The organism is uncultured Mailhella sp. (assembly GCF_963931295.1).
Classification (GTDB): Bacteria; Desulfobacterota; Desulfovibrionia; order Desulfovibrionales; family Desulfovibrionaceae; genus Mailhella.
Genome location: NZ_OZ007001.1, coordinates 2,866,848 through 2,889,180 on the forward strand (window position 1 = coordinate 2,866,848; position 22,333 = coordinate 2,889,180).

The following is a 22,333-nucleotide window of genomic DNA, read 5'->3' on the forward strand; positions in this document are numbered from 1 at the left end:
CCGGCGGGTTAGAAGTTGTTGGCCTTGAAGAACGCCAGGCGCTCGTCGTAGAACTTGGGATCTTCGTTGTAGCGCTCCGCGATCAGTTCATCGAGGGCGGCCTTGTAGAGATCGACGTTGATGTGGGCGTCGAGGTCGTAGTTCTTGGCGCTTTCGGGCAAAAATCCGGTGTCCATCATGATTTTCCAGGTGGCCTTCACGGCGTTGCGCACGGGGTCCACGCTGGGGCGGTAGTTGGGATTCTTGAGGTACGCGGCCACGAAGTCTTCATCGGCGTGCAGTTCCTTGGCGAGAATCTTCACGCTTTCGTCGGGATGGGCGAGCAGATACTGTTCGGAACGGATGAGCGCCTTGAGCAGAAGTTTGACCGTTTTGGGATTGGCCCTGACGAAGTCGCTGTTCATGTTCATGCGGCAGCAGCCGTAGTTGGGCTGAAGCTGATCGGCCCAGACCACGATTTCAAGCTGATCCTTCATGTTGTTCACGCGGAAGAGCAGATCGCCGCTCAGGCTGGCGTAGTCGGCCTCGCCCTTGATGACGGAGGTGAGACGGTCGCTGTTGGTGCTGTAGGTGAGCCAGGTGACGTCGTCGATGTTGTATCCCGCCCACATGAGCGGACCGGTGATCCAGGTCTGGCTCTTGGGCGCGGCTATCTTCTTGCCGATGAAGTCGGAAACGCCGTGCCAGCCCGTGCCCTTTTTGGCCACGATGTACATGCCCTTGAGCATGTAGCCGCCCACGATGGTGAAATCCGAGCCCTTGGCCATGAACTGCAGGGGATTGTTGGTGCCGTTGTTGGAGGTGACGTCCACCTGTTTGGCGTTCAGGGCGGTGAGGGCGTCGGAGGTGGAGTTGAGCGGAATTTCAATGACGTTGATGCCCACTTCCTTGAGATAGCCGTTGTTCTTGGCCAGCGTGACGAGCACGTTGCCGCTGTTGGCCCGCGCCCAGCGCACGGTGCTTACTTCCGGCTTGTCCTGGGCCATGGCGGAGCCGCAGGTCAGGCAGACGGCGAGCAGGAAAAAGAGCAGTTTTTTCATGGTGGTTCTCCTTGAGAGAGTCAGGGGAAATCAGGCTATGCGCCTGTTCACGTCGCGGTTGATGTGGTGAATGAGCGTATTTCTCAGTTTCAGGGTTTCCACGTCGTCGAACTGGGTTTCGCGGGTGGGACGTTTTTCCGGCGGGATGGTGCAGTCGTAGATGATATGGCTCGGCGCCTGACCGAACACCAGAATGCGGCTGGCAAGCAGCAGCGCTTCGTCCACGTCGTGGGTGACGAAGAACACGGTTTTCTTGGGCTCTGTTCTGGCCCAGAGTTCGAGCACCAGATCCTGAAGCCGCGCGCGGGTGACGGCGTCGAGCGCGCCGAAGGGTTCGTCCATGAGCAGCACGGGAGGATCCACGGCAAAGGAGCGGGCGATGGCGCAGCGCTGCTTCATGCCGCCCGAAAGTTCCTTGGGCAGCTTGTCGAACACGGACTCTTCGAGACCGACGTTACGCAGCTTTTCCAGCGCCGTTTCCTTCCAGCGCTTTTTCCCGGCCTCGGGAAAGCGCTGTTCGAGGGCGAGCGTGATGTTTTCTCCCGCGGTCATCCAGGGAAACAGGCCGTAGTCCTGAAAGACCATGCCGCGGTCGAGCCCCGGTTTTTCGATGCGTCTGCCTTCCATGACGATGTCGCCCTTCGTGGGATGCTCAAGCCCGGCCATGAGGCGGAGAAAGGTGCTTTTTCCGCAGCCGGAGGGGCCCAGAAGACACACGAAGGAACCGGTGTCCACGGCAAGGTCGATGTCGTCCAGAATGAGACGTTCCGGGGTGTAGCCGAATGACAGATGATTGATGAGAATGTCCTTCATAAGCACTTTGCAGAAAAAAGCCGGATCAGCTGAGCATTTCGAGGAAGGCTTCCATGCGGACCTTCAGCTGTTCGGTGTCGGCCGGGGAATAGTCGGTGACCACCTGCAGGAAGGGAAGGTGCAGCGTTTCCCGCACGAAGCGCTTCACCGACCAGGATTCCACGTCGTAGGTCTGGCAGCCCTGCCAGGTGAGATCCACCACGGCGTTGACCTGAAATTCCCGCGCAAGTTCTTCGAGAACCGCGTAGCGGTTCGGATTGGGAGACATGACCGCGCAGGGCGTGTCGAGGTAGCGCGAGGCGAGCGCTTCCAGCGGATCGGCGTTTTCGTCGATCATGAGGCGCACCTTTTTGTAGCAGGAGCAGTTGTCCAGGCAGACCACGCTTGCGCCGCATTCTTCCAGAAGCTGCACCGCCTTGTGGGATCCGAGCCCCACGGGCACGCCGGTGAGAAGGATGCGCGGCGCGGATTCGGCAAAGGGGCTTTCGCCGTCTGCGCCCACTTCGCGGGCGATGTCCTCCAGAAGTTCCGAAGCCTTGTCCCAGTCCGGCACGAAGGAGGCGCGATGCGCGATTTCCATGAGCTGCATGCCGGAAAGAGGCGAAGGCTTGCGCCTGGCCAGATCGAGCACGCTTTTCAGCGCGCGGCGGAAGCGGTTGGCCGTGCGTATGGCGCTTCTCAGTTCCGCTTCGCCTATGGAAACGTGGAAGCGCTGTTCGAGCTCCCGCACCAGGCGTTCATACTGTTCCTTCCAGTAGCGGAGTGCGGATTCGTTCTGAATCTGCGGCAGTTGCAGGATGAACATGGGCTTGCGTTCGGCCAGAAGCTCAAACATCTTTTTCTTGCCGTCGCAGGTGGTGTCGGCAATGACGATGTCGGAGGCGGCGAGATACGGGCAGCTGTCCTCAAGGGCAAAGCCGAAGCTGCTCTTGATGAGCGGGCAGAGCGAGCGGGGCAGCATGCTCTCTGCGGCGGGAATGGAGTCGTTTTTCGTGCCGCACAGCGACACGGGCACGGCTCCGGCGGCGAGCGCAATTTCCAGAGGGGAGTATATGCAGTACTGGCCGACGACCTTTTTTCCGGCCTGCTTCGCTTCCTGAAGGGCCAGAACGTTGCGGTCGGTGATGTCCTTGAATCGTTCAATGCTGGGATGCGTCATGAGTTCCCCCTATGGGCGCGCGGCAATGAGCGCCGCGCCCAGAGCTCCGATGGTTTGCGGTTGTTCGGCAACGTTGATTTTTGCGCCGAGCTCTTCGGCAAGACGGGCGGCAAAGGCAGGCATGGATGCGAGGCCGCCCGTGAAGGTGTATTCGCCGCGGCAGGCGATGCGCCGGGAAAGCGTGACCATGCGTCTGGCCAGCGAGCGGAACACGCCGGCGGCCACGTCTTCGGGCTTGGCGCCCTGCGCAAGAAGCCCCACGATTTCCGTTTCGGCGAACACGGCGCACATGCTCGAAATGTCCGTGGGATGTCCTTTGGCGGCGGCTTCGTCGAGTTCGGGAAGGTCCATGCCCAGAATGCCGGAGAGCACCTGAAGAAAGCGTCCGGTGCCGGCCGCGCACTTGTCGTTCATGACGAAATCCTGCACGAGGCCGTCGGCGTCCACGGCAATGGCCTTGCTGTCCTGCCCGCCGATGTCCAGCACCACGCCGGTGCGGGGAAAAAGATGCACGGCCCCGAGCGCGTGACAGGTGATCTCCGTGACGCTTTTGTTTGCAAAGGGCAGGGCAATGCGTCCGTAGCCCGTGCCGACGATGCGCTTGAGCGACGCGCGCTCCACGCCAGCCGCCGAACAGGCCCTGTCGAGGGCCTCTTCTCCGGCCTGACGGGGGTTCCACCCCGTGGGAAGAACGGCATGGGACAGAATGGTTGAGGACTGTTCGTCCAGAATCACCGCTTTTGCGGCCACCGAGCCTACGTCAACGCCAGCCACCGGCATGTTGTTCTCCTTGTCTTGCCCGCCGCTTCGACGGTCTGAGGAGCGTCGGAGCGGCGGCGTGATGGGTTACGGACGGATGACCTTGTCGGCCAGGTCGAGACTGGTGACGATGTCCAGCATGTTGGTGGTCTCGCCGACCTGCTTCTGTTCGGTGAGATGGAAGAATTCCAGGCAGGTGCCGCACACGAGAATGCTTACGCCGGAGGCTTCGAGCTTTTTGAGGGCGTCGAGGGCCTTGCCGGGCGTGGAGGCGAGGCGCACGCCGCCGTTGACCATGACGATGCGCCACAGCTCGTTCATTTCGGGCAGCGTGGAGAGAAAATTGCCCATGAGTTTGGCGCCGAGTTCGTCGCTGCCGGCGCCGATGACGTCGGAGGTGAGCAGCACCAGCGTCTTGCCGGATCGGGGCGCGCCGGCTTCGGCAATGATTTCTTCGGCCTCGGCGCAGTTGATGCCGGCCTTGCGGCCGCAGACCTTCCATTCGGAGTCGCCGGTCTTCTTGATTTCCGCAACGTAGCCGGAACGGCTGAGGAAACGGCTGACGTTTTCGGTGGCGGGCACGTTGTCCACGCAGACGTCGATGGCGTCGGGGGCGTCTTTCAACGCGTCGCGGGTACGGATGACGGGTTCGGGGCAGGCCAGACCACGGCAGTCGAGAGAAACGGACATGGAACCTCCAGAGAACAGCGTTACAGGGTGAGAACGCGCGTCCTTCGTGAACGCGCGCCGATGTGCGGGCGTCGCCGAAACAGGGAAAGGGAAAATGCCCTCCGGCAGGCGGCCGCGCATCGGATGGATGAAAAAGCGGCGTCGGGCTGCGCGCGGCGTGCTGTGCGGGAAACATGGCGACACGGCGGGCGCAAAGCGGGCAAGGGCGCAAAAAAAGCGCTCTTTACGGAATCTGCGACCGGAAAGAGCGCTGGAACGGCGAAAATCGGAATCGTAATCGAGACTGATGCCGTTTAATGTCCAAGAAAGAAACTCTTCCTGTCACAGAGGAAGAGAATTCAGGTGAAGGGAAGCTTGAACATGGACATCATCATGGCAAAAGACGGCGGGCCGCAACAGGTCTGCGGCGAAAAAACGGATTCTTTTGAAATAAAAAATTCGGACGGCATGGTTATTCCACAACTTGATGGAGCTGTCAACGAAGTACAGTTTTGTGTAATTTTTTTACTTAGTTGCGAATAAAATCACATATCTTGCAGGCACAGGTCGGCAGCCTGAATGCGCTGACGAAGCGCCGCCCATGATGAGAGAGGTTCCGACGAGAGGATGAGCGTCAATGCCGGACGCGCGGCGGGGAAAAAGGCCCCGGATCGATGCGGGGGAGAGGGCGTTTTCAGAAAAAAATGCCTGTCCGGCAGTCGTCGGGCAGGAGAACGCGACGCCTGCCGCAAGGGAAAAGAGGCGCACGAAGGGCACCTGGGCGCGTTTGACCCGGGAGCGCGGAAGAGATGTGCCTCCAGTGCCGCTTCGCCGGGGCAGCCTGCTCCAGACTCGCGCGGAAGGAGGTTGCCGCGTCAAAAACGCTCGCCCGTATTGTGGGCGTGACCCAGTCGCGCGGAAGGCTGTCCGACTCGTCTGCCATCTTTACCCGCAAGGGGCCTGACCTCAGCGCGCCCGGAAGGCTGTGCGCGCGGCGGACATGAGGCCGCGGCCAGGTGATCTGATCCCGGCGTGCAGAAGACGGGGCATAACGACCGTTGTGTTCTTTCTTCAAGATTCATTCCTGACCTGGGCGTTCGGAAGAGCGCCCGGGGGCGTCTTCGCTTGCGTCCGGCGCGGGGGCAGTTTATAAGAGCCGCATGAGTTTGAAACCCTTGCGCATCATGACTGTCGGCAGGCCGCACGCGTCGTTCTGGAAGGACGCCTCGGCCCATTATCTGGAACGCCTTTCCCGCTGGCGGCAGGTGACGGACACCGTCATCCGCGATTCCGATCCTGCGCTCCCGGTCAGCCGGCGCGTGGAGGATGAGGGAAAGCGTATCCTTGCGGCTTTGACGCCGCAGGATGTCGTGGTCTGTCTCGATGAGAAGGGGCGTTCCATGACGTCCCGGGAGTTTTCCCGCTTTCTCGACGGGCTTTCGTCGGACGCCACGCGTCGCCCGTGCTTCATCGTGGGAGGGCCGTTCGGCCTGCACGAGAGCGTGCGTCAGAAGGCGCGGCATCTCATAGCCTTCGGCCCGCAGACCTTGCCGCATGAGCTGGCCCGCGTGGTGTTGCTGGAGCAGCTTTACCGCGCGGAAACGCTGCTTCGGAACATGCCGTATCATCACGATTAAGGAAAGAAGCGCACGATCGACAAAGAATGAAGCGGCACGACTCACGCAAAGTCGGCGCGGAAGCGCTCGCCGTTCCCTTGCCCCTTTATCCGTGACGCACACGCCTCCCGTTCGGGAGGGCCGGGGATGTCGGCGACCTTCGCCCGGGCTTTTGGGGGGAGTCCGCCCGCAAAAGTGATGCTCTGCCGGAAAAGGGGACTTCCGCCGTTGTTTGCGTGCCTCGCCGGCGGGCGAGCCGCCTTTTTGCTTTCGGCGCAACGGGCGAAACAGGCGAGAGTCCGCCTGCGGCAAGGATGTGTCCACGAACATTGTTGTTCCGACCTGCCGGGGGCGTCTTCTTCCAAGTCGTGCGCGGAATGTGCTCGGATATCTTTCGGGATTTTGCCCGGGCGGCGCTTTCCGCCCTGTCGTCTGCCCCGTCGGCGCGCAGGAGGGGGGGGAAATGCCGCTTCCGGATCAAGCCGGGGAAATGTCGGCGGAGTGCCTGCCCCTGAAATTCGCCTTCCCGCCGTGAGTGATGCGGCAGCGGAATGACTCTGCTCCTGCTGCCCTGCACGGGACGTTGCGGCAGCGGTGACGGCGCAGGCAGAAGGGAATAAAGACGGGCCTCGATGGCGCGCCAAGCACAAACGCGCGGCGCAGGCCCCGGAGTCGCTCAGCCTTGCCCCTTCACATCTGCCTGGCCTTTCGGCCGTGCCCGGCTTTTGTGGCGACGCCTCATCCATGCGCCACCGCCGCCGGAGCCAATGACGGCTGTTCGGCCCAGCACTCTTCACCCGCCATGCGCCGAAGTTCGGCTTCCCGGGATCTGGCGTCCAGCGGACGGCACAGCGTGAAGGTTTCGTTGTTGCGTATTTCCTTGGACACCTGAAAATGCTGGGCGGCGCGCGCGGCGATCTGCGGCCAGTGCGTGATGACGAGAAGCTGACGGCGCGAAGCCAGATCATGCAGCCTGTCGGACACGCGGTTCAGCGTCATGCCGCCCACGCCGGCGTCCACTTCGTCGAAAATAAGGGTGGCGTCTTCGTTTGTGGATTGCACGCCCACCACGGCCAGAAGGAAGCGGGAAAGTTCGCCGCCCGAGGCAATTTTGTCCAGCGGCTGCGGGCGCTGTCCGGGGTTCGGGGCCCAGAGCAGACGGTAGCGGTCTTCCATGCAGGCGGGGCAGATGACCTTGACCTTGTCCTCCACCTGCGGCCACAGCTCGTGAGGCGTGCTTTCCGGCTCCACGCGCACCTGTTCGGAAAAACCGAGCCCGGACAGTTCCCTCTCCAGCGCGGTGCAGAAGCGCGCGGCGGCCTCCCGGCGCAACTCGTTGCATTCCTCAAGCGTTGCATGAAGTTTTTTGGCGAGTTCGCGTTCCTGCTTTTCCAGGCGGTGCAGGTCCAGACCGCAGGCGTCCAGAAAGGAAAGGTTTTCCGTGATCTCGTCGCGAAGGCGCAGAATTTCCGGAATGCTGCGGCGCATGCGGCGCTTGAGCTGCGAGAGCTCGTAGAGACGGGCTTCCAGCTCGTCGGGATCGTATTCGCAGTCGGAGGAGGGCGTGCTGCGGAAGCGCCGCGTCAGTTCCCGGGCTTCTTCTTCAAAGTTGAGCAGCGCGTCGAGGGAAGGTGAAAAGCTTTCGTCGTCCTGAATCAGCGAGTGCAGAATTTTTTCCAGTTCCCCGAGAAGGGCGGCAAGCCCCGCGCCCTCGCCCCCGAGCATGAGTTCCAGCCCCTGCTCGTACTGCGCGCGCAGATGCTCCACGTTCTTGAGCTCGGCGCGCGCCTGCTCCAGGCGTTCTTCCTCGCCTTCTTCCGGCGCAACCTTTTCTATTTCCTTCTGCTGCATTTCCAGCAGCTCCCGCTTCTCGCTCAGCATGTCCATGCGTTCCAGCAGCTTGCGCCGCTGTTCGCCCACGTCCTTGAGCTCGCGCACCAGGGCGTCCTTGCGGCTGACGATGGACGGGTCGGGCAGGAAGGCGTCGATGAGCGCCGCCTGATAGGAAGGTTGAAGAAGCCGCTGCTGCCCGTGCTGACTCACATGAAAGAGCAGCGCAGGACGCAGCGCGCGCACGGCGTCCTGCGAGGTAAGAGAGCCGTTGAGGAAGAAATGACTGCGCCCGGACGCGGCGGACAGTTCCCGGCGGAGCACGATTTCCTCTTCGCCCTCGGGACCCTGACGGGTGAACAGGGCCTCTACCTGCGCCTTGTCCCGCCCGGGACGCACCATGTCGGTGGCGAGTCTGTCGCCGAGAACGAAGTTGATGGCCTTGAGAATGAAACTTTTACCGGCGCCGGTTTCACCCGTGAGAACGTTCATGCCGTCCCCGAATTCCAGTTCCATGTCGTCGATGAGGGCAAGGCCGCGTATGCGCAGATATTCCAGCATGCTGTCACCAGAAAAAAGGTTGCGGGGGACAAACCCCGATGGAATATCTTTCGTTGAAAAAACGGGAAAAGTCAAGATTAAATTTATTTTTGCTTCAACTAAAAATTGATTTATCAGGAATGATTGTTCAGCTGGGTTGAGGTCTGCGTCGGGAGCGTGTTTTCCGGCGCGGGCGAAACATGGAGAAGGCGGGCGGGCTGCTTTGGAGGGCGCGGCGTCGGCAGCTCGTCAGAAGTCGGAACGGGAATGCGCGCGAGGCACGGGAAAACGCGTCGGACACAGGCAGAAGGGGCCCGCGGAATCCGTGCGGGCTCTGCGCTGTGCGGGGAGCGCGGAGCGCGCAGACCGAACGTCGGCGGAAGCGTTGTCGCTCGACGGCAAGTTCCCCGGAGGGGAGCAGTCCGGCGTCGACCGGCAAGGGCTGATTGGCAAGAGGCAGAAGGGCATTACGGGGAGGCCGGGGGCTTGCGCCGAAAATCAGCACGGACGCGCGCAGCGAGAGTCCGCCGCATGCAGGTTATTTTTCAGGCTCCGCTTTCTCCTGTTGAACGGACGCGCGCAGGCTCGGACTAATGGAACAGGGCGCAAAAAAGCCCGGGAGCGCAAACGGCGACGCGCGTCCCGGGCGGAGAAGCTATCCCTTGAGGGCTTTGCGGAACCCTTCGGCGGAGCGTTCTATGACGGCGTCTTCCACGGCGAAGGACAGACGGAAGTAGCCGGGGAAGCCGAAGCCCGAGCTAGGCACGGCGAGCACGAGGTTGTTCGTGAGGCGTTCCACGATGGCCTTGTCGTCGCCGCCGGGAGCCTTGGGGAAGAAGTAGAACGTTCCCTTGGGCAGCGTGAACTCGTAGCCTGCGTCCGCCAAAATGGCGGCGAGCTTGTTGCGGCGGTTGGTGTAGATGGCAAGCGCCGCGTCCGTGGACGTGCCGAGACAGTCGGCCATGAGGTACTGGCCCACCACGGGAGGATTCACGAAGCCGAGCACGCGGTTGGAGAAGATGAGGCCGTCCATGAGCTGATCGGCGTGTTCCATGGCCGGGTTGACGGCGATGTAGCCCACGCGTTCGCCCGCCATGCCGTAGTTCTTGGCAAAGGAGCTGATGACCACGCTGTACTTGTAGAGCGGCAGCGCGGCGGGCACTTCAATGCCGTCGTAGGCGAGGAAGCGGTAGGGTTCGTCGGCCACCAGATAGATGATGCGGCCGATGCGCTTCGAGGCTTCCTCCAGCATGGCGGCGAGGCTCTTGATGTCCTCTTCGGAATAGACCGCGCCCGAGGGGTTGTTGGGCGAGTTGATGATGACGGCGCGGGTGCGCGGCGTGACGGCTGCGGCCAGAGTCTCCACGTCGGGGCCGAAGTCTTCGGCGCGGCAGGGCACGGGATGAAGCGTGCCGCCGTGATTGCCCACATAGAAGCGGTATTCGCCGAAGAAGGGAGCCACGGTGAGCACTTCGTCGCCGGGTTCGAGCACGGTGTGGAAGAAGGCGTTCATCACGCCGGCCGCGCCGCAGCCGAGCATGACGTGCTTGGCTTCAAGGGCGGTTTTCTGCTGGCTGCTCAGCCAGGCGGCCAGTTTTTCGCGCGCCCAGGAGAAGCCGGCGTTGGGCATGTAGCCCAGAATGCCCGGTTCGGACATGCGCGCGGCCAGGGCGGTCATGGCGCGGGCCGCTTCGGCGGGCGGAGCGAGATCGGGATTGCCGAGGCTGAAGTCGCACACGGCGTCGTCGCCGTATTTCTTGCGCAGTTCGATGCCGGCCTCGAACATGCGGCGGATCATGGATCCCTGAGAGAGGTTCTGCTCCATGGCGGAGCTGATGACGGAAGCGGACATGGCACACTCCTTGAATGATGGAAGGAAATCGGGAAACGTGTTGCTCTGCTTTGAGCGCGCATGCGCAGCGTCGGCGGGAAGACGGAAATTTCTGCGTCGCACCTGGCGAAGCACGGGGCGGTCCAGTTCGGCAAGCGCGGCTTCGAGCCTGTCGAGCCAGAGCTCGACGAAGGCGGGATCGTCGGCCAGACCGCGCAGTTCGGCCTGACAGCGGAACCCGGCGGCTTCAAGACGGCTTTTCCAGGAGGAAGGCGAGCTGCCCGCCATGTCTTCGAGCGTGTGCCTGCCCACGACGGAGAGCAGCGGCAGCAGCCAGACGCGTCCGCTGGGAGCGGCTTCGGCGGAAAGTTCCGGCAGCAGCAGATCGAGGCCGTCGGAGGCGGGAGACTCCGCGGTGGCCTCGTCGGGGCGCACCATGCCTGCTCCGACCATGCACGCCACATGAATGTGCGGATCCTGCGCGCGCACGGCTTCGCCCCAGCGCCGGTAGAGGATGTCGCATTCATGGCGGCTGCCGTGCGCCATGCAGACCACGGGTTCGCCGGGAGAGCGCAGAGGAGAAATATGGCTGAGAAGCGTGGCGGAAGCCTGCGCCACGGAAGCGTCTTCGGGGTCGAGACTGGAGAGCAGGGGACGGCCGAGACTGACGGCGAGTCTGCCTTCGTCGACGATGACCCGGCAGTCTGCGGCTACGCCGTCGTATTCCATGCCGGGAATGAGATGCAGGGGCTGCACCGCCACATGGGTGTAACGCTCGTAGCGCATGCGTTTCAGGGCCTTGAGCACGGAATCGGATTTCGTGCGGGAGCTGGCAAGGCGCAGTCGCATGGTTTCGGAGGTGAAGGCCCACCGCACGGGCAGGCGAAAACGGGCCTCCGTGGCGGCCTGCACGGCGCGCAGAGCCGCCGCCCCGCGGATGTTGCCGCATCCGTAGGCAACCAGAAGAACGCCTCGCTTCATGCCTTGTCCGGGGAAAACGTTTCTTCGGTGAAAAGCTGGAAGCCCTTTTTGCGGAGCAGTGCGGCAAAGAGCCCGTCGCCGTCGACAAGGGTGTGGGTGAAGGTGCCGTCGTAGATGCGTCCGCAGCCGCAGGAAGGGGAGCGCGCCTTGAGCACGGCGGCCGAACAGCCGTATTCTTCGGCGATGTACAGCGCCGATTCCGCGCCGGAGGCGAATGCCTGCGTGACGTCGTCGCCTTCGGCGGAAACAACGCGTCCGTCTTTCTGTTCGCTGGGGGTGCGGGGCGTGGGCAGGCCGCCGAGCACTTCGGGGCAGACGGGCACGGCTTCGCCCGCGTTCACGAGAGCGGCGATTTCCGGGCGCAGGTTGGAGCGGCCGTCGTACCGGCAGGGAATGCCGGCAAGGCAGGCGCTCACCACGTATCGGCAGGGCTTGGGAATCTCAGTCAAAGGAAATCTCCACCTGTTCCTGATTGTCCTTGCGGCGGACTATGGTGCCTATTTCCCACGCGCCGGTGTTCATGGAACGGAAGCGGGGAAGCATGTCGTCGGCGGTCTCGCGGTCGGTGATCATGATGTAGCCGATGCCGCAGTTGAAGATCTGGAGCATTTCCGGCCAGGAAAGATTTCCCTGTTCCTTCAGCCAGTCGAAGATGGCGGGACGCTCCCAGCTGGAGAACCGGATGTTCGCGCAGACCGAGGGCGAAAGCACGCGGGGAATGTTGTCGTAGAAGCCGCCGCCGGTGATGTGAACCATGCCCTTGATGGGCAGATCGCGCATGATGGACTTGACCTGCTCGGAATAGATGACCGTGGGAGTGAGCAGCACGTCGGCAAAGGTGCGGTCGGTGCCGGGCACGATGTCGTCGGCCCTGACGCCGCTCTGCTCGTAGATTTTGCGCACCAGCGAGTAGCCGTTGGAATGCAGTCCCGAAGAGGCCAGGCCGATGATGACGTCGCCCACGCTGATGGTGGAACCGTCCACGATTTTCGGGCCGTCAACGATGCCCACGCAGAAGCCTGCAAGGTCATAGTCGCCGTTGGCGTACATGCCGGGCATTTCCGCGGTTTCGCCGCCGAGCAGGGTGCAGCCGCTCATCTTGCAGCCTTCAACGATGCCGCCGACCACGGTGGCGGCCTGATCCACGTTCAGTTCGCCGCAGGAAAAATAGTCGAGAAAGAACAGGGGTTTTGCGCCGAGCACAAGGCAGTCGTTCACGCTCATGGCCACGAGATCGATGCCCACGGTGTCGTGCCTGCCGAACATGGAGGCCATCTTGAGCTTGGTGCCCACGCCGTCGGTGCCCGCTACAAGAACCGGAGCCTGCATGCCCGTGATGTCGGGTCGGAACAGGCCGCCGAAGCCGCCGATGTCCGAAAGGACGCCGTGGGTCTGCGTGCTGGCCACCATGGTCTTGATGCGGGAAACCAGCTCGTTGCCGGCAGAAATGTCGACGCCGGCAGAGGTGTATGCGTCGGAACGGGAAAAGCTCATGGTTTCATCTCCTGGTTGAAGGCGTCCGCCCTGGGAGGCGGTCGAGCCGTCTGCGTTCAAGCGCCTGCGATCCGCGTCGGGACCGGGCCGGAGGAGCTGGGTCGGAAGCGGCATTTCCCATGGAAATCGCATAGGCAGGTGCCCCGTATTAATAGTCGCTTCCGGGGCGTTTGCCAAGTTTTTAAATGGCGTTCGGGCGTCGGAGTCCCCGAACCCTGTGATAATGCGCCGCGTCTTTTCGGTGCGCCGCTTCGTCGGCAGGCGCGGCCGCTCATGCTCATCCCCTTGCTTTTCCCTGTGGACGATTTAGAACATGTCTGCCCGAGCGGCATGAATTCTTACTTTCAAGGCGGTTTCCATGAGCAAAGATGCTTCCAATCCCTTTTCCAGGCTGAACGCCAAGGATTTTCCTTCCCGCAGCGAACGGGAGAATTTGAAAAAACAGCATCGCGCCAAGACGGTGGTGAAGAACAGGGACGCCGAGGCCGCAGCGCAGGATGCCGACGTTGAACTGTTCATGCAGGCCATGGGAGGAAACGTGCGCGCGCTTTCTTCGGACAAGGCTTCGTCCGGCAAGTCAGGCTCGGGACGGACCGACGCGGCGGGAAAAGCTTCCGGGGGGAGCGACAACGACAGCTTTGCCCGGGCGCTGGAGCAGCAGGGCGTGAAGAAGCTGCTGCAGAAAAAGAAGGAAAAGAGCGCGCCTGAAGCGCCGAAGGCCGAGCCCGGGGAAGAGGAAACGCCCGCCACGCTGACGGCCATGGCGCTGGCCGGAGCCCGCATAGCCCGTCGCGACGACGCGGCCATGCTGAACGAGGCCGCCGGAAAGCCTGTTGAAGCCGACGACAGCCGAGACTTTTTCAGCGCCATCAAGGGCACGGTGCCGCTCAACGGCAAGGGCCGCGACGTGCCCGTGGAACCTGAGCCTCCGATGATTCCCGTGACGGATCCCAGGCATCCGCTTCAGGACTTCATGGAAGGCAAGGTGGAATTTTCCGTGGCCAGCACCGCCGAATATGCGGAAGGTCACGTGGTGGGACTCGATCTCATGATCGTTTCACAGCTCCAGACGCGCCAGTTCAGCCCCGAGGCGCACATCGACCTGCACGGTCTGAACTGCGAGCAGGCGTTTCAGAATCTGGTGGGATTTTTCCGCAACGCCTACTACAAGGGCGTGAGAACGGTGCTCATCGTCACCGGTCGCGGACTCAATTCCCTGAACGGGGTGCCGGTGCTCCGCTTCCGCGTGCAGCAGTGGCTCACTCAGGATCCGTTCAAGCGCGTGGTGCTGGCCTTCTGCACGGCCAAACAGGAGGACGGCGGCGCGGGAGCCTTCTATGTGCTCATCCGCAGGCGCAAGAAGAGCTACGGGAAGATTCGCTGGGACGTCATGCCTTCCGATCCCGATCTTTACGCGTGATGAACACGTCCTTTCCGGGCTCGCTGCGGCGTCCGCCTGCTGCGGAAGGCGCGGGCCCGGCGTAGCGCCGGGGCGTTTTTTCCGCGGCCGCTGCCGAGAAGGACGGAGCAAAATTCCCGCGGGCTCCCCGACGCGTTCGGAGATCCGGAGTTTTTTCGCCGCGTGATCCTGGTCTGTTTTGCAGAGACGCCCCCCTGCCCCCGGAAACGGGGAGAGGCTGTTCCCGGGGAGTTCTCATGGGCGTTGTCTGCCCCGCATCTTCCGGGCGGAGGACGGCCTTTGCCGCCGTCGCGCCGGGGAACGTTGCGCCGCCGCGCTTTTCGTCCTGTCCCTCCGGCATGCCTTTACTCTTGATGAAATACGCAGGCTCGGCTATAGTTATGGCGTTGCGGCCTGCTTTTGGGCCGTTCTTTATGTAAAAGCTCCTTTCCGAGGGAGGATCATATGCAAGCTCCTGAAAAAAATCTGGCGTTCGAACTGCTCCGCGTAACGGAATCCGCAGCTCTTTCCGCGGCCCGCTGGCTGGGAAAGGGCGCCAAGGAAGACGGCGACGGCGCGGCGGTGGACGCCATGCGCCTTTCTTTTGACTCTCTCTCCATCAAGGGCCGCGTCATCATCGGCGAAGGCGCCAAGGACAAGGCTCCCATGTTGTACAACGGAGAGGAAGTGGGAGACGGAACGGGGCCTGCCGTCGACATCGCCGTGGATCCCGTGGAGGGCACCAATCTGCTGGCTCTCGGCCGTCCCAACGCCATCGCCGTCATCGGCGCGTGCAAGTCCGGATACATGTACAATCCCGGCTCCAGTTATTACATGAAGAAGCTCGTGGTGGGCCGCGAAGCCCGAGACGTGGTGGACATCGACGCTCCCGTGGCCGACAACCTTCAGGCCGTGGCCCGCGCCGTGGGCAAGGACATCAACGACCTCGTGGTGTTCGTGCTCGACAAGCCCCGTCACAAAGGCCTCATTGAAGAAATCCGCAAGACCGGCGCCCGCATCACCCTGCACACCGACGGCGACGTGGCCGGCTCCCTCATGGTGGCCGATCCCAGCGTTGACGTCGATGTCATGATGGGCACCGGCGGCACGCCGGAAGGCGTCATTTCGGCCTGCGCCATCAAGGGCGTGGGCGGACAGATGTTCGGTCGCTTCGATCCGCAGTCCGACGCCGAAAGGCAGGCCATGATCGCCGAAGGCACCAAACTTGACGAAATCCTCACCGTGGATTCCATCATCCGCGCCGACGACGCTTTTTTTGCCGCCACCGGCATTTCCGGCGGCACCTTCCTCGGCGGAGTGAGTTATTCCGGCCGCGGGGCGGTCACCCATTCTCTGGTCATCCGCGCCAAGACCGGCACGTTCCGCTACATCGAATCCCATCACAACTGGGATCGTCTGATGAAGTTCAGCTCCGTCCGCTACGACTAGAAGACGGCGTCCCCGCGTTCTGCGGGGACTTCGTGTGAGTATGTGACCCATAATCCCATCCAAGGAGTATGGAATGAACAGTGTTAAGACCGCCATCCTGTTCCCCGGTCAGGGGTCGCAGGCATCTGGCATGGGAAGGCGTCTTGCCGAGGCGTCTTCCGATATCATGGATCTCTGGAAGAAGGCGGAAAGCATCAGCGGCCTGCCTCTGCGCGAGATATACTGGGACAGCGACGACGCCACCCTCATGGCGGAAACCCGCAACCTCCAGCCTGCCATCACCGTGGTGAATCTCGCGCTGTGGATGAGCGTGGCCGATCGTCTTTCTCCGGCCTGTGCCGCCGGTCACAGCCTGGGCGAATTCAGCGCGCTGGCCGCAGCCGGCGTGCTCCCCATGGACAGGGTGCTCGAACTCGTGTCCCTGCGCGGACGCCTCATGGCCGACGTGGATCCGGAACACATCGGCACCATGTGCGCCATGATCCGCCTCTCTCAGGAACAGGTGGAAGCCGCGGCCAAGGAAGTGTCCGAAGCAACCGGCAAGCTCGTGCGCGTGGCCAACAAGAACACGCCGCTGCAGTTCGTGCTGAGCGGCCATCGCGAGGCCGTGGAGGCCGCGGCGGAAAAGCTCAAGGCCGAAAATCCGCGCGCCAAGGGCTTCCCGCTGGCCGTGAGCGGCGCGTTCCACACGCCCATGATGGCCGAAGCTTCGGCGGAATTTTCCAAGCTGCTCGACAAGCAGGACTGGCACGACGCGAAGTTCCCCATTTATTCCAACATCAACGGGGAGCCGCTGAGTGACGCGGAAGCGCTGCACAGCGCCATGCGCCGTCAGATGACCTCGTCCGTGTGCTGGGTGGACACCATTTCCAATCAGTGGAGAGACGGCGTGCGCCGCTGGGTGGAGTTCGGTCCGCAGGGCGTGCTCACCCGCATGGTGCGCCCCATTCTCGTGGCCGCAGACGTGGCCGACGGCAGCTACACCACCGTTCATATTCCCAATAAAGACGCCGTTGATGCATTTGAAGGATAACGATGCGCGACATACTTCTCATTGAAAAGGCCCTCCGGGACATCGTGGCCGGACACGGCTGGGAATGGCCGGAAAAGGCCGTTCTGGAAACGCCCAGAGACGCCAGCCACGGCGATCTCGCCACCAACCTCGCCATGGTGCTCGCCAGGCAGGCCAAGGCCGCGCCCCGCGCCGTGGCGGAAGAGATCAAAACCGAACTGTGCGACAGGTTCCCCGGACTCGTCACGGCCGAAATCGCCGGCCCCGGGTTCATCAACGTCACGTTCGCCCCGTCGTTCTGGCAGGGCGTGGTCGCCGACGTGGAGGAGCAGGGCAAGGCCTTCGGCTCCTCCAAGAACGGCAGCGGCCGCCGCATCGTGGTGGAATACGTGTCCGCCAACCCCACCGGCCCCCTGCACATCGGACACGGCCGCGGCGCCGCCGTGGGCGATTCGCTCACCCGTCTGCTGCGCTTTGCCGGATACGACGTGTCCACCGAGTACTACATCAACGACGCCGGTCGTCAGATGCGTCTGCTGGGCGATTCCGTGTATCTGCGCATGCGCGAAATCTGCAACCTGCCCGTGGTGTATCCCGAAGATCCCAAGGGCTGGTATCACGGCGACTACATCCGCGACATCGCCCGCGAAATGCTGGACAAGGATCCTTCCCTGATCGAGCGTCCCGAGGCCGAGGCTAAGGATCTGTGCTACGAGTACGCCTGCGCCACCATTCTGGCGGGCATCAAGGAAGACCTCAGGGAATTCCGCGTGGAACATCAGGTCTGGTTCTCGGAAAAGAGCCTCGTTGACGCCGGCAAGGTGGAGGAAGCCTTCGACAAGCTGCGCGCCATGGGCCTCGTGTACGACAAGGACAACGCCGTATGGCTCGCCACGCAGCAGTTCGGCGACGACAAGGACCGCGTGCTCCGCAAGAGCGACGGATACCTGACCTATTTTGCTTCCGACATCGCCTATCACGCCAACAAGTTTGAACGCGGCTTCGATGAATGCATCGACGTGTGGGGCGCGGATCATCACGGTTACGTTCCCCGCATGAAGGCGGCCATCACCTGCATGAAGCACGATCCGGAAAAGGATTTCCACGTGGTGCTCATTCAGATGGTGAACCTCATGCGCGGCGGCGAGCCTGTGGCCATGTCCACCCGCTCGGGCGAATTCGTCACCCTGCGCGAAGTGCTCGACGACGTGGGCACGGACGCCGCCCGGTTCATGTTCCTGTCCCGCAAGAGCGACAGTCCGCTCGACTTCGATCTCGATCTTGTGAAGCAGCGGAACATGGAAAACCCCGTGTATTATGTGCAGTACGCCTACGCCCGCGTGGCCGCGCTGCTGCGCCGCGCCGCCGATCGCGGCGTGGTTCTTCCCGAACGCTGCACGGCGGACATGCTCGCGCCCCTCACCTCGGCCGACGATCTGGCCCTTCTGCGCGAAGCGGAACGTTTCCGCAACGTGGTGGAAGACGCGGCCCGCTCCCGCGCGGCGCATCCCGTAAGCTTCTACCTCATGGAACTTGCGGGCAAGCTGCACAGCTACTACGCCAACAATCCCGTGCTGAGCGGCGACGACGAGGCCGTCATGAAGGCGCGCCTTGCGCTGCTGCGCGCCGTGAGCGTGGTCATTGCCAACGGCCTTGATCTGCTCGGCGTCAGCGCTCCGGAATCCATGTAGTCATGGCCAACGCCTTTTATCGCAATTCCTCCTCCAGCGCGAAGAAGAACAGCGAGCGCGAACGTCGGCAGACGGCGTTCTTCGCTGCGGAGGAAAGCTCGGACGCCGCGGCCTCATCGGCCGCGGCCGATGAGGCGTCTTCTCGCCGGGCCGCGCCTTTGCGCAGCGAGACGCGTTCCGAAGGCCGGAGCGTGTTCGCCTGGCGGGCGAACATTACGCCTTCCGCGCTGGTGACCATGAGCGTGCTTGCGCTCGTCATGCTGGGATTCAGCTTTCTCTCCGGCGTGATTGTCGGGCGCAGCAGCATGCCTCTGCCGCAGGCGCTGGAGCTCGACACGCTGCTTTCGGAGAGCCCCAAGGCCGAAGAAGGGGAGAGCGAGGAGCCGGAAAAGATTCTGCCCAAGGAAGAGCTGCGCTTCATGACCAGCCTGAAGAGCGACGCCGCGGGCGGCGTTCTGGCCGATGCTGACAAGGCGTCGGATGCGGCTCCGGCCGTGACGCAGGAAAAGGCGGCGCAGGAGAAGCCGAAGCCGGAAGTGCAGAAGCCCAGGGAGCCGCAGTTCGACTACGTGCTGCGGGTGGCCGCCTTCAAGGAGCCGGAGCAGGCGCAGGCGCTGCTCAACCGGCTTTCCAAGGACGGCATTCGTGCCCGCCGCACGCAAGCCAAGACCCGCCGCACCACCTGGTACTACGTGCAGGTGCTCATGCGCGGCAGCAAGGCCGATCTTCAGGTGCTCAGGCGCAAGCTCGACGGCTACGGTCTGCACGACGCCATGCTCATCAGCGAAAAGGCCGTCAAGGGAAAATAGGAGGCGTTGCCGGACCCGTCTGCAGAGCGGGAAACGTTTCTCCCCGGGAGAAAAAAGACGCGGAGCGCATGCGCGAAGCGCCGTCTGCACACTTGACAAAGACGGGCCCTGTGGGTATTTTGTCATGTTTCCAGAGGTAAAGCATGGATCTTAGACACATCGCACTGAATGAGATTGAACCTCAGGGGCTCAGCCTCACGGTTTCCGACGAGGAAGTCTGGAAGGGGCCCATTGAGGAATATCATCTGTTATGCCGCATAGTTGAGCCAGTTGTCGCCGAAGTGTTTCTGCTTCCGCAGGCGGACGGCTGCCTGCTTCGCGGCACGATTCGGGGCGTGGTGGCCATGCCGTGCAACCGTTGCATGGAAGAGACTCTTGTGGTGCTGAACCAGAGCTTCGACGAGTTCGAGGAGTACCCCGGACACGACGAAACCGAACCGGAAGAGGAAGGTCCTGCCGAACTTCTGGACGAATGCGCCGTGACCATGGAAGGCGGAGCGCCTTTTCTTGATCTGGCGTCGCTTTTGTGGGAGGAATTTTCGCTGGCCCTGCCGGTGAAGCCTCTCTGCAGGCCGGACTGTCGGGGATTGTGCCCCGTGTGCGGCAAGAATCTTAATGAAGGTGCCTGCAGCTGTTCCCGCGACAGCGGTGATCCGCGGCTGGCTGCTCTGCGTCAACTGAAAGTGAAACATCAGGGATGACATCCCCGTTTCCGCGATAAGGAGAAACAACATGGCCGTTCAGCAGAACAAAAAGTCCCACTCCAGAAAGTGCATGCGTCGTTCTCACGATCGTGTGGCCAAGCCCACCGTCATCTACTGCTCCTGCGGCGCTCCCACCAAGCCTCACAGCGTCTGCCCTTCCTGCGGCAAGTATGATGGCCGTCAGGTCGAACCTGTAGCCAGCAATGAGCAGTAATCGCGCAAGATTGGCCGTGGACGCCATGGGAGGGGATTTCGGCCCTTCCGTGGTCGTTCCCGGCGCGCTTCAGGCCGCTCGAAACACGGGCGCCAAAGTAATCCTTGTCGGTATTGAGGAAGCGATCCGCAAGACGCTTGCCGATCTTTCCGAGCAGGACGGAGAAGGCGAACTGTACGAAATCGTCAACGCCACGCAGCTGGTGGAGATGACCGACAAGCCTTCCGAAGTTCTGCGCACCAAGAAGGATTCCTCCATGCAGGTGGCATGCAGGCTGGTCCGCCAGGGCAAGGCCGACGCCTTCATCAGCGCCGGTCACTCCGGTGCGGCCTATGCCTGCGGCATGTTCATTCTCGGGCGTATTCCCGGGGTGGAACGTCCTGCTCTGGCTTCCGTGATTCCCACGGAAAAGTCGCCCATGCTCCTGCTCGACGTGGGCGCCAACGTGGAGTGCCGTCCGCATCATCTTTTTCAGTTCGGACTTATGGGCGCCACCTTCGTCAAGGACATCCTCGGCTATGAGGATCCGCGGGTTGGCATCCTGAGCATCGGCGAAGAGGAAGGCAAGGGAAATTCCCTGGTCAAGAGCAGCTATGAACTGCTCAAGCAGGCTTCCAACCTCAACTTCATCGGCAACGCCGAGGGCCGGGATCTGTTTACCGGCAACATCGACGTGGCGGTGTGCGACGGCTTTGTGGGCAACATCGCCCTCAAGCTGAGCGAGGGCCTGGCCACTTCCCTGACGCATCTTCTGAAAAGGGAACTGCTCAACAACGGGATTCTGCCCCGCGTGGGCGCGTTCCTTTCCCTGAAGGCGTTCCAGAACTTCAAAAAGATGGTGGACTATGCGGAATACGGCGGCGCGCCCCTGCTCGGTCTGAAGGGCATCGCCATCGTGTGTCACGGAAAGTCCAATCCCAAGGCCATCACCAGCGCCGTCACCATGGCCAACACCTATGTGGTCAAGGGCACGCAGCAGCGCCTGGTGGAAACCATCAGCGCCAACGAGGAGCTGACGAGTTACGGTCGCAGCGTCTAGCTGCTCATCATGTTTTTCGTCGTGCGGAAAGTTCTCCCCTTTCGAGAGGTCTTTCCGCACGACGTGCCGTGAAAGCCGGCGCGTCTGCGCCGCCTGACGGAACAGGGCGTTTCTTCATGCGTCCTGCCGGCCGCTTCGTCCCTTTGCGGAAAATGTGCGGCTTCTTTCGGAGGGAGGCCGTGCGCGCCTTTTCTCTCCGTCTTAAAAGGAACGACCGCCGCCACGCGTGCGGCTGTGTTCGGACATCTCATGAATCATCCCTGCTATATTTGTGGACTCGGCTCCTGCATTCCTCCCCGCGTCATGACCAATCATGATCTGGAAAAGCTGGTGGAAACTTCCGACGAATGGATCACCACCAGAACGGGCATCAAGGAACGACACGTTCTCGAAGATGGCGTCAACGCTTCCGACTGCGGCGCAGAAGCCGCCCGCGCGGCCCTTGAAGAGGCCGGCGTGCTTCCGGAAGAGGTCACTCATGTTTTCGTGGCCACCTGCACCCCCGATTATCTCTGCCCCAGCACGGCCTGCGTGATTGCTTCCAAGCTCGGCATTTCCGCCGCCGACGGTCGCATGGGCAACGTCATGTGCCTCGACTTCAACGCCGCATGCACCGGTTTCGTGTACGGCCTGGAGCTTGCGCGCAACACCGTGCAGAGCCATCCCGACGCCGTCGTTCTCCTCGTGGCGACCGAGGCTCTTTCCCGCCGCACCAATTTTACCGACCGCACCACCTGCGTGCTCTTCGGCGACGCCGCCGGCGCGGTGGTTATTCGCTCCGAAGAGAAGGGCGCGCTCTGGCAGCTTCGCGACGTCGTGTGCTCTTCCGACGGTTCCCTCCACGATCTCATCAAGATCGGCGGCGGCTCCGCCTGCCACATCAAGGAAGGGGACGCCGTGGGCGCGGACTGGTTCATTTCCATGCAGGGCATGGCCGTGTTCAAGCACGCCGTGCGCAGCATGACCGAAGAGAGTCAGACCATTCTTGCCCGCAACGGCATTTCCCTGGACGAGCTCGATCTCTTCATTCCTCATCAGGCCAATCTCAGAATCATCAAGGCCGTGGGCGAACGGCTCGGCATCGACGAGAGCAAGGTGTTCGCCAACGTGCAGCACTACGGCAACACCTCCGCGGCCACGCTTCCCGTGGCCATGGAAGACGCCCGCCGCTCCGGCGCGCTCAAACCGGGCATGAAGGTTCTGCTGACCAGCTTCGGCGGCGGCATGACCTGGGGTTCTGCGCTGCTGGCCTAGTTTCTCCGTTGTCATTTCCCCGGAAAACGC

20 protein-coding genes are annotated in these 22,333 nt (G+C 62.4%); 11 read left to right on the forward strand and 9 right to left on the reverse strand.

The window, feature by feature from the left end; translation table 11 throughout:
- Positions 1 to 8: 8 nt before the first annotated feature.
- The 5 genes from ABGT79_RS12125 to yedF all read right to left on the reverse strand — a co-directional run bounded on the left by ABGT79_RS12125 (position 9) and on the right by yedF (position 4,461).
- Positions 9 to 1,040, reverse strand: coding sequence for an ABC transporter substrate-binding protein (locus ABGT79_RS12125; protein WP_346666392.1), 1,032 nt, complete (start codon positions 1,038 to 1,040; stop codon positions 9 to 11).
- Between the two features lie 30 nt (positions 1,041 to 1,070).
- Positions 1,071 to 1,853, reverse strand: a complete 783-nt coding sequence (locus ABGT79_RS12130; RefSeq protein WP_346666393.1) for an ABC transporter ATP-binding protein — start codon at positions 1,851 to 1,853, stop codon at positions 1,071 to 1,073.
- A 25-nt stretch (positions 1,854 to 1,878) separates the two neighbouring features.
- The gene (locus tag ABGT79_RS12135; protein WP_346666394.1) at positions 1,879 to 3,012 is read right to left on the reverse strand and encodes a double-cubane-cluster-containing anaerobic reductase; all 1,134 of its coding nucleotides are present in this window, start codon (positions 3,010 to 3,012) and stop codon (positions 1,879 to 1,881) included.
- 9 nt (positions 3,013 to 3,021) lie between these two features.
- Entirely contained in the window at positions 3,022 to 3,792 is a 771-nt protein-coding gene (locus ABGT79_RS12140) for an acyl-CoA dehydratase activase (RefSeq protein WP_346666395.1), read from the reverse strand.
- A gap of 66 nt (positions 3,793 to 3,858) precedes the next feature.
- The gene (gene yedF / locus ABGT79_RS12145) at positions 3,859 to 4,461 is read right to left on the reverse strand and encodes a sulfurtransferase-like selenium metabolism protein YedF (RefSeq protein WP_346666396.1); all 603 of its coding nucleotides are present in this window, start codon (positions 4,459 to 4,461) and stop codon (positions 3,859 to 3,861) included.
- A 360-nt stretch (positions 4,462 to 4,821) separates the two neighbouring features.
- Between yedF and ABGT79_RS12150 the strand changes: the two genes are divergently transcribed.
- Both ABGT79_RS12150 and ABGT79_RS12155 read left to right on the forward strand, forming a co-directional pair.
- Positions 4,822 to 4,983 (forward strand): hypothetical protein, encoded by a 162-nt coding sequence (locus tag ABGT79_RS12150; RefSeq protein WP_346666397.1) that lies wholly within the window; start codon positions 4,822 to 4,824, stop codon positions 4,981 to 4,983.
- A 617-nt stretch (positions 4,984 to 5,600) separates the two neighbouring features.
- Positions 5,601 to 6,077 (forward strand): 23S rRNA (pseudouridine(1915)-N(3))-methyltransferase RlmH, encoded by a 477-nt coding sequence (locus ABGT79_RS12155; protein ID WP_346666398.1) that lies wholly within the window; start codon positions 5,601 to 5,603, stop codon positions 6,075 to 6,077.
- A gap of 717 nt (positions 6,078 to 6,794) precedes the next feature.
- On the opposite strand, the gene ABGT79_RS12160 is transcribed toward ABGT79_RS12155, so the two are convergent.
- The 4 genes from ABGT79_RS12160 to purM form a co-directional block, all read right to left on the reverse strand.
- A complete protein-coding gene (locus tag ABGT79_RS12160) occupies positions 6,795 to 8,447 on the reverse strand; it encodes an AAA family ATPase (protein ID WP_346666399.1) in 1,653 nt (550 codons plus the stop codon).
- A 634-nt stretch (positions 8,448 to 9,081) separates the two neighbouring features.
- On the reverse strand, positions 9,082 to 11,238 hold the full coding sequence (locus ABGT79_RS12165; RefSeq protein ID WP_346666400.1) for a pyridoxal phosphate-dependent aminotransferase: 2,157 nt from the start codon (positions 11,236 to 11,238) through the stop codon (positions 9,082 to 9,084).
- Positions 11,235 to 11,678: a DUF523 domain-containing protein gene (locus ABGT79_RS12170; RefSeq protein ID WP_346666673.1), complete on the reverse strand. Its 444-nt coding sequence runs from the start codon at positions 11,676 to 11,678 to the stop codon at positions 11,235 to 11,237. The genes ABGT79_RS12165 and ABGT79_RS12170 overlap by 4 nt, the downstream gene beginning before the upstream one ends.
- A 1-nt stretch (position 11,679) precedes the next feature.
- Positions 11,680 to 12,732: a phosphoribosylformylglycinamidine cyclo-ligase gene (gene purM, locus ABGT79_RS12175; protein WP_346666401.1), complete on the reverse strand. Its 1,053-nt coding sequence runs from the start codon at positions 12,730 to 12,732 to the stop codon at positions 11,680 to 11,682.
- Between the two features lie 358 nt (positions 12,733 to 13,090).
- On the opposite strand from purM, the gene ABGT79_RS12180 reads away from it, so the two are divergent.
- From ABGT79_RS12180 to ABGT79_RS12220, 9 genes are all read left to right on the forward strand, one after another.
- Positions 13,091 to 14,152: a Smr/MutS family protein gene (locus ABGT79_RS12180; RefSeq protein WP_346666402.1), complete on the forward strand. Its 1,062-nt coding sequence runs from the start codon at positions 13,091 to 13,093 to the stop codon at positions 14,150 to 14,152.
- 444 nt (positions 14,153 to 14,596) lie between these two features.
- Positions 14,597 to 15,580, forward strand: coding sequence for a class II fructose-bisphosphatase (glpX, locus tag ABGT79_RS12185; protein ID WP_294487172.1), 984 nt, complete (start codon positions 14,597 to 14,599; stop codon positions 15,578 to 15,580).
- Between the two features lie 73 nt (positions 15,581 to 15,653).
- Positions 15,654 to 16,613 carry an ACP S-malonyltransferase gene (locus tag ABGT79_RS12190; RefSeq protein ID WP_346666403.1) on the forward strand — a complete coding sequence of 320 codons (960 nt, stop codon included), beginning with the start codon at positions 15,654 to 15,656 and terminating at the stop codon, positions 16,611 to 16,613.
- A gap of 2 nt (positions 16,614 to 16,615) precedes the next feature.
- Entirely contained in the window at positions 16,616 to 18,283 is a 1,668-nt protein-coding gene (gene argS, locus ABGT79_RS12195) for an arginine--tRNA ligase (protein WP_346666404.1), read from the forward strand.
- 2 nt (positions 18,284 to 18,285) lie between these two features.
- Complete coding sequence (locus tag ABGT79_RS12200) at positions 18,286 to 19,092, forward strand: SPOR domain-containing protein (protein ID WP_346666405.1); 807 nt, start codon at positions 18,286 to 18,288, stop codon at positions 19,090 to 19,092.
- Between the two features lie 143 nt (positions 19,093 to 19,235).
- Entirely contained in the window at positions 19,236 to 19,793 is a 558-nt protein-coding gene (locus ABGT79_RS12205; RefSeq protein WP_346666406.1) for a DUF177 domain-containing protein, read from the forward strand.
- A 31-nt stretch (positions 19,794 to 19,824) separates the two neighbouring features.
- On the forward strand, positions 19,825 to 20,010 hold the full coding sequence (gene rpmF, locus ABGT79_RS12210) for a 50S ribosomal protein L32 (protein WP_294487189.1): 186 nt from the start codon (positions 19,825 to 19,827) through the stop codon (positions 20,008 to 20,010).
- Entirely contained in the window at positions 20,000 to 21,049 is a 1,050-nt protein-coding gene (gene plsX / locus ABGT79_RS12215) for a phosphate acyltransferase PlsX (protein ID WP_346666407.1), read from the forward strand. Before rpmF ends, plsX begins: the two co-directional genes overlap by 11 nt.
- 249 nt (positions 21,050 to 21,298) lie before the next feature.
- Entirely contained in the window at positions 21,299 to 22,303 is a 1,005-nt protein-coding gene (locus ABGT79_RS12220) for a beta-ketoacyl-ACP synthase III (RefSeq protein ID WP_346666408.1), read from the forward strand.
- Positions 22,304 to 22,333: the final 30 nt, after the last annotated feature.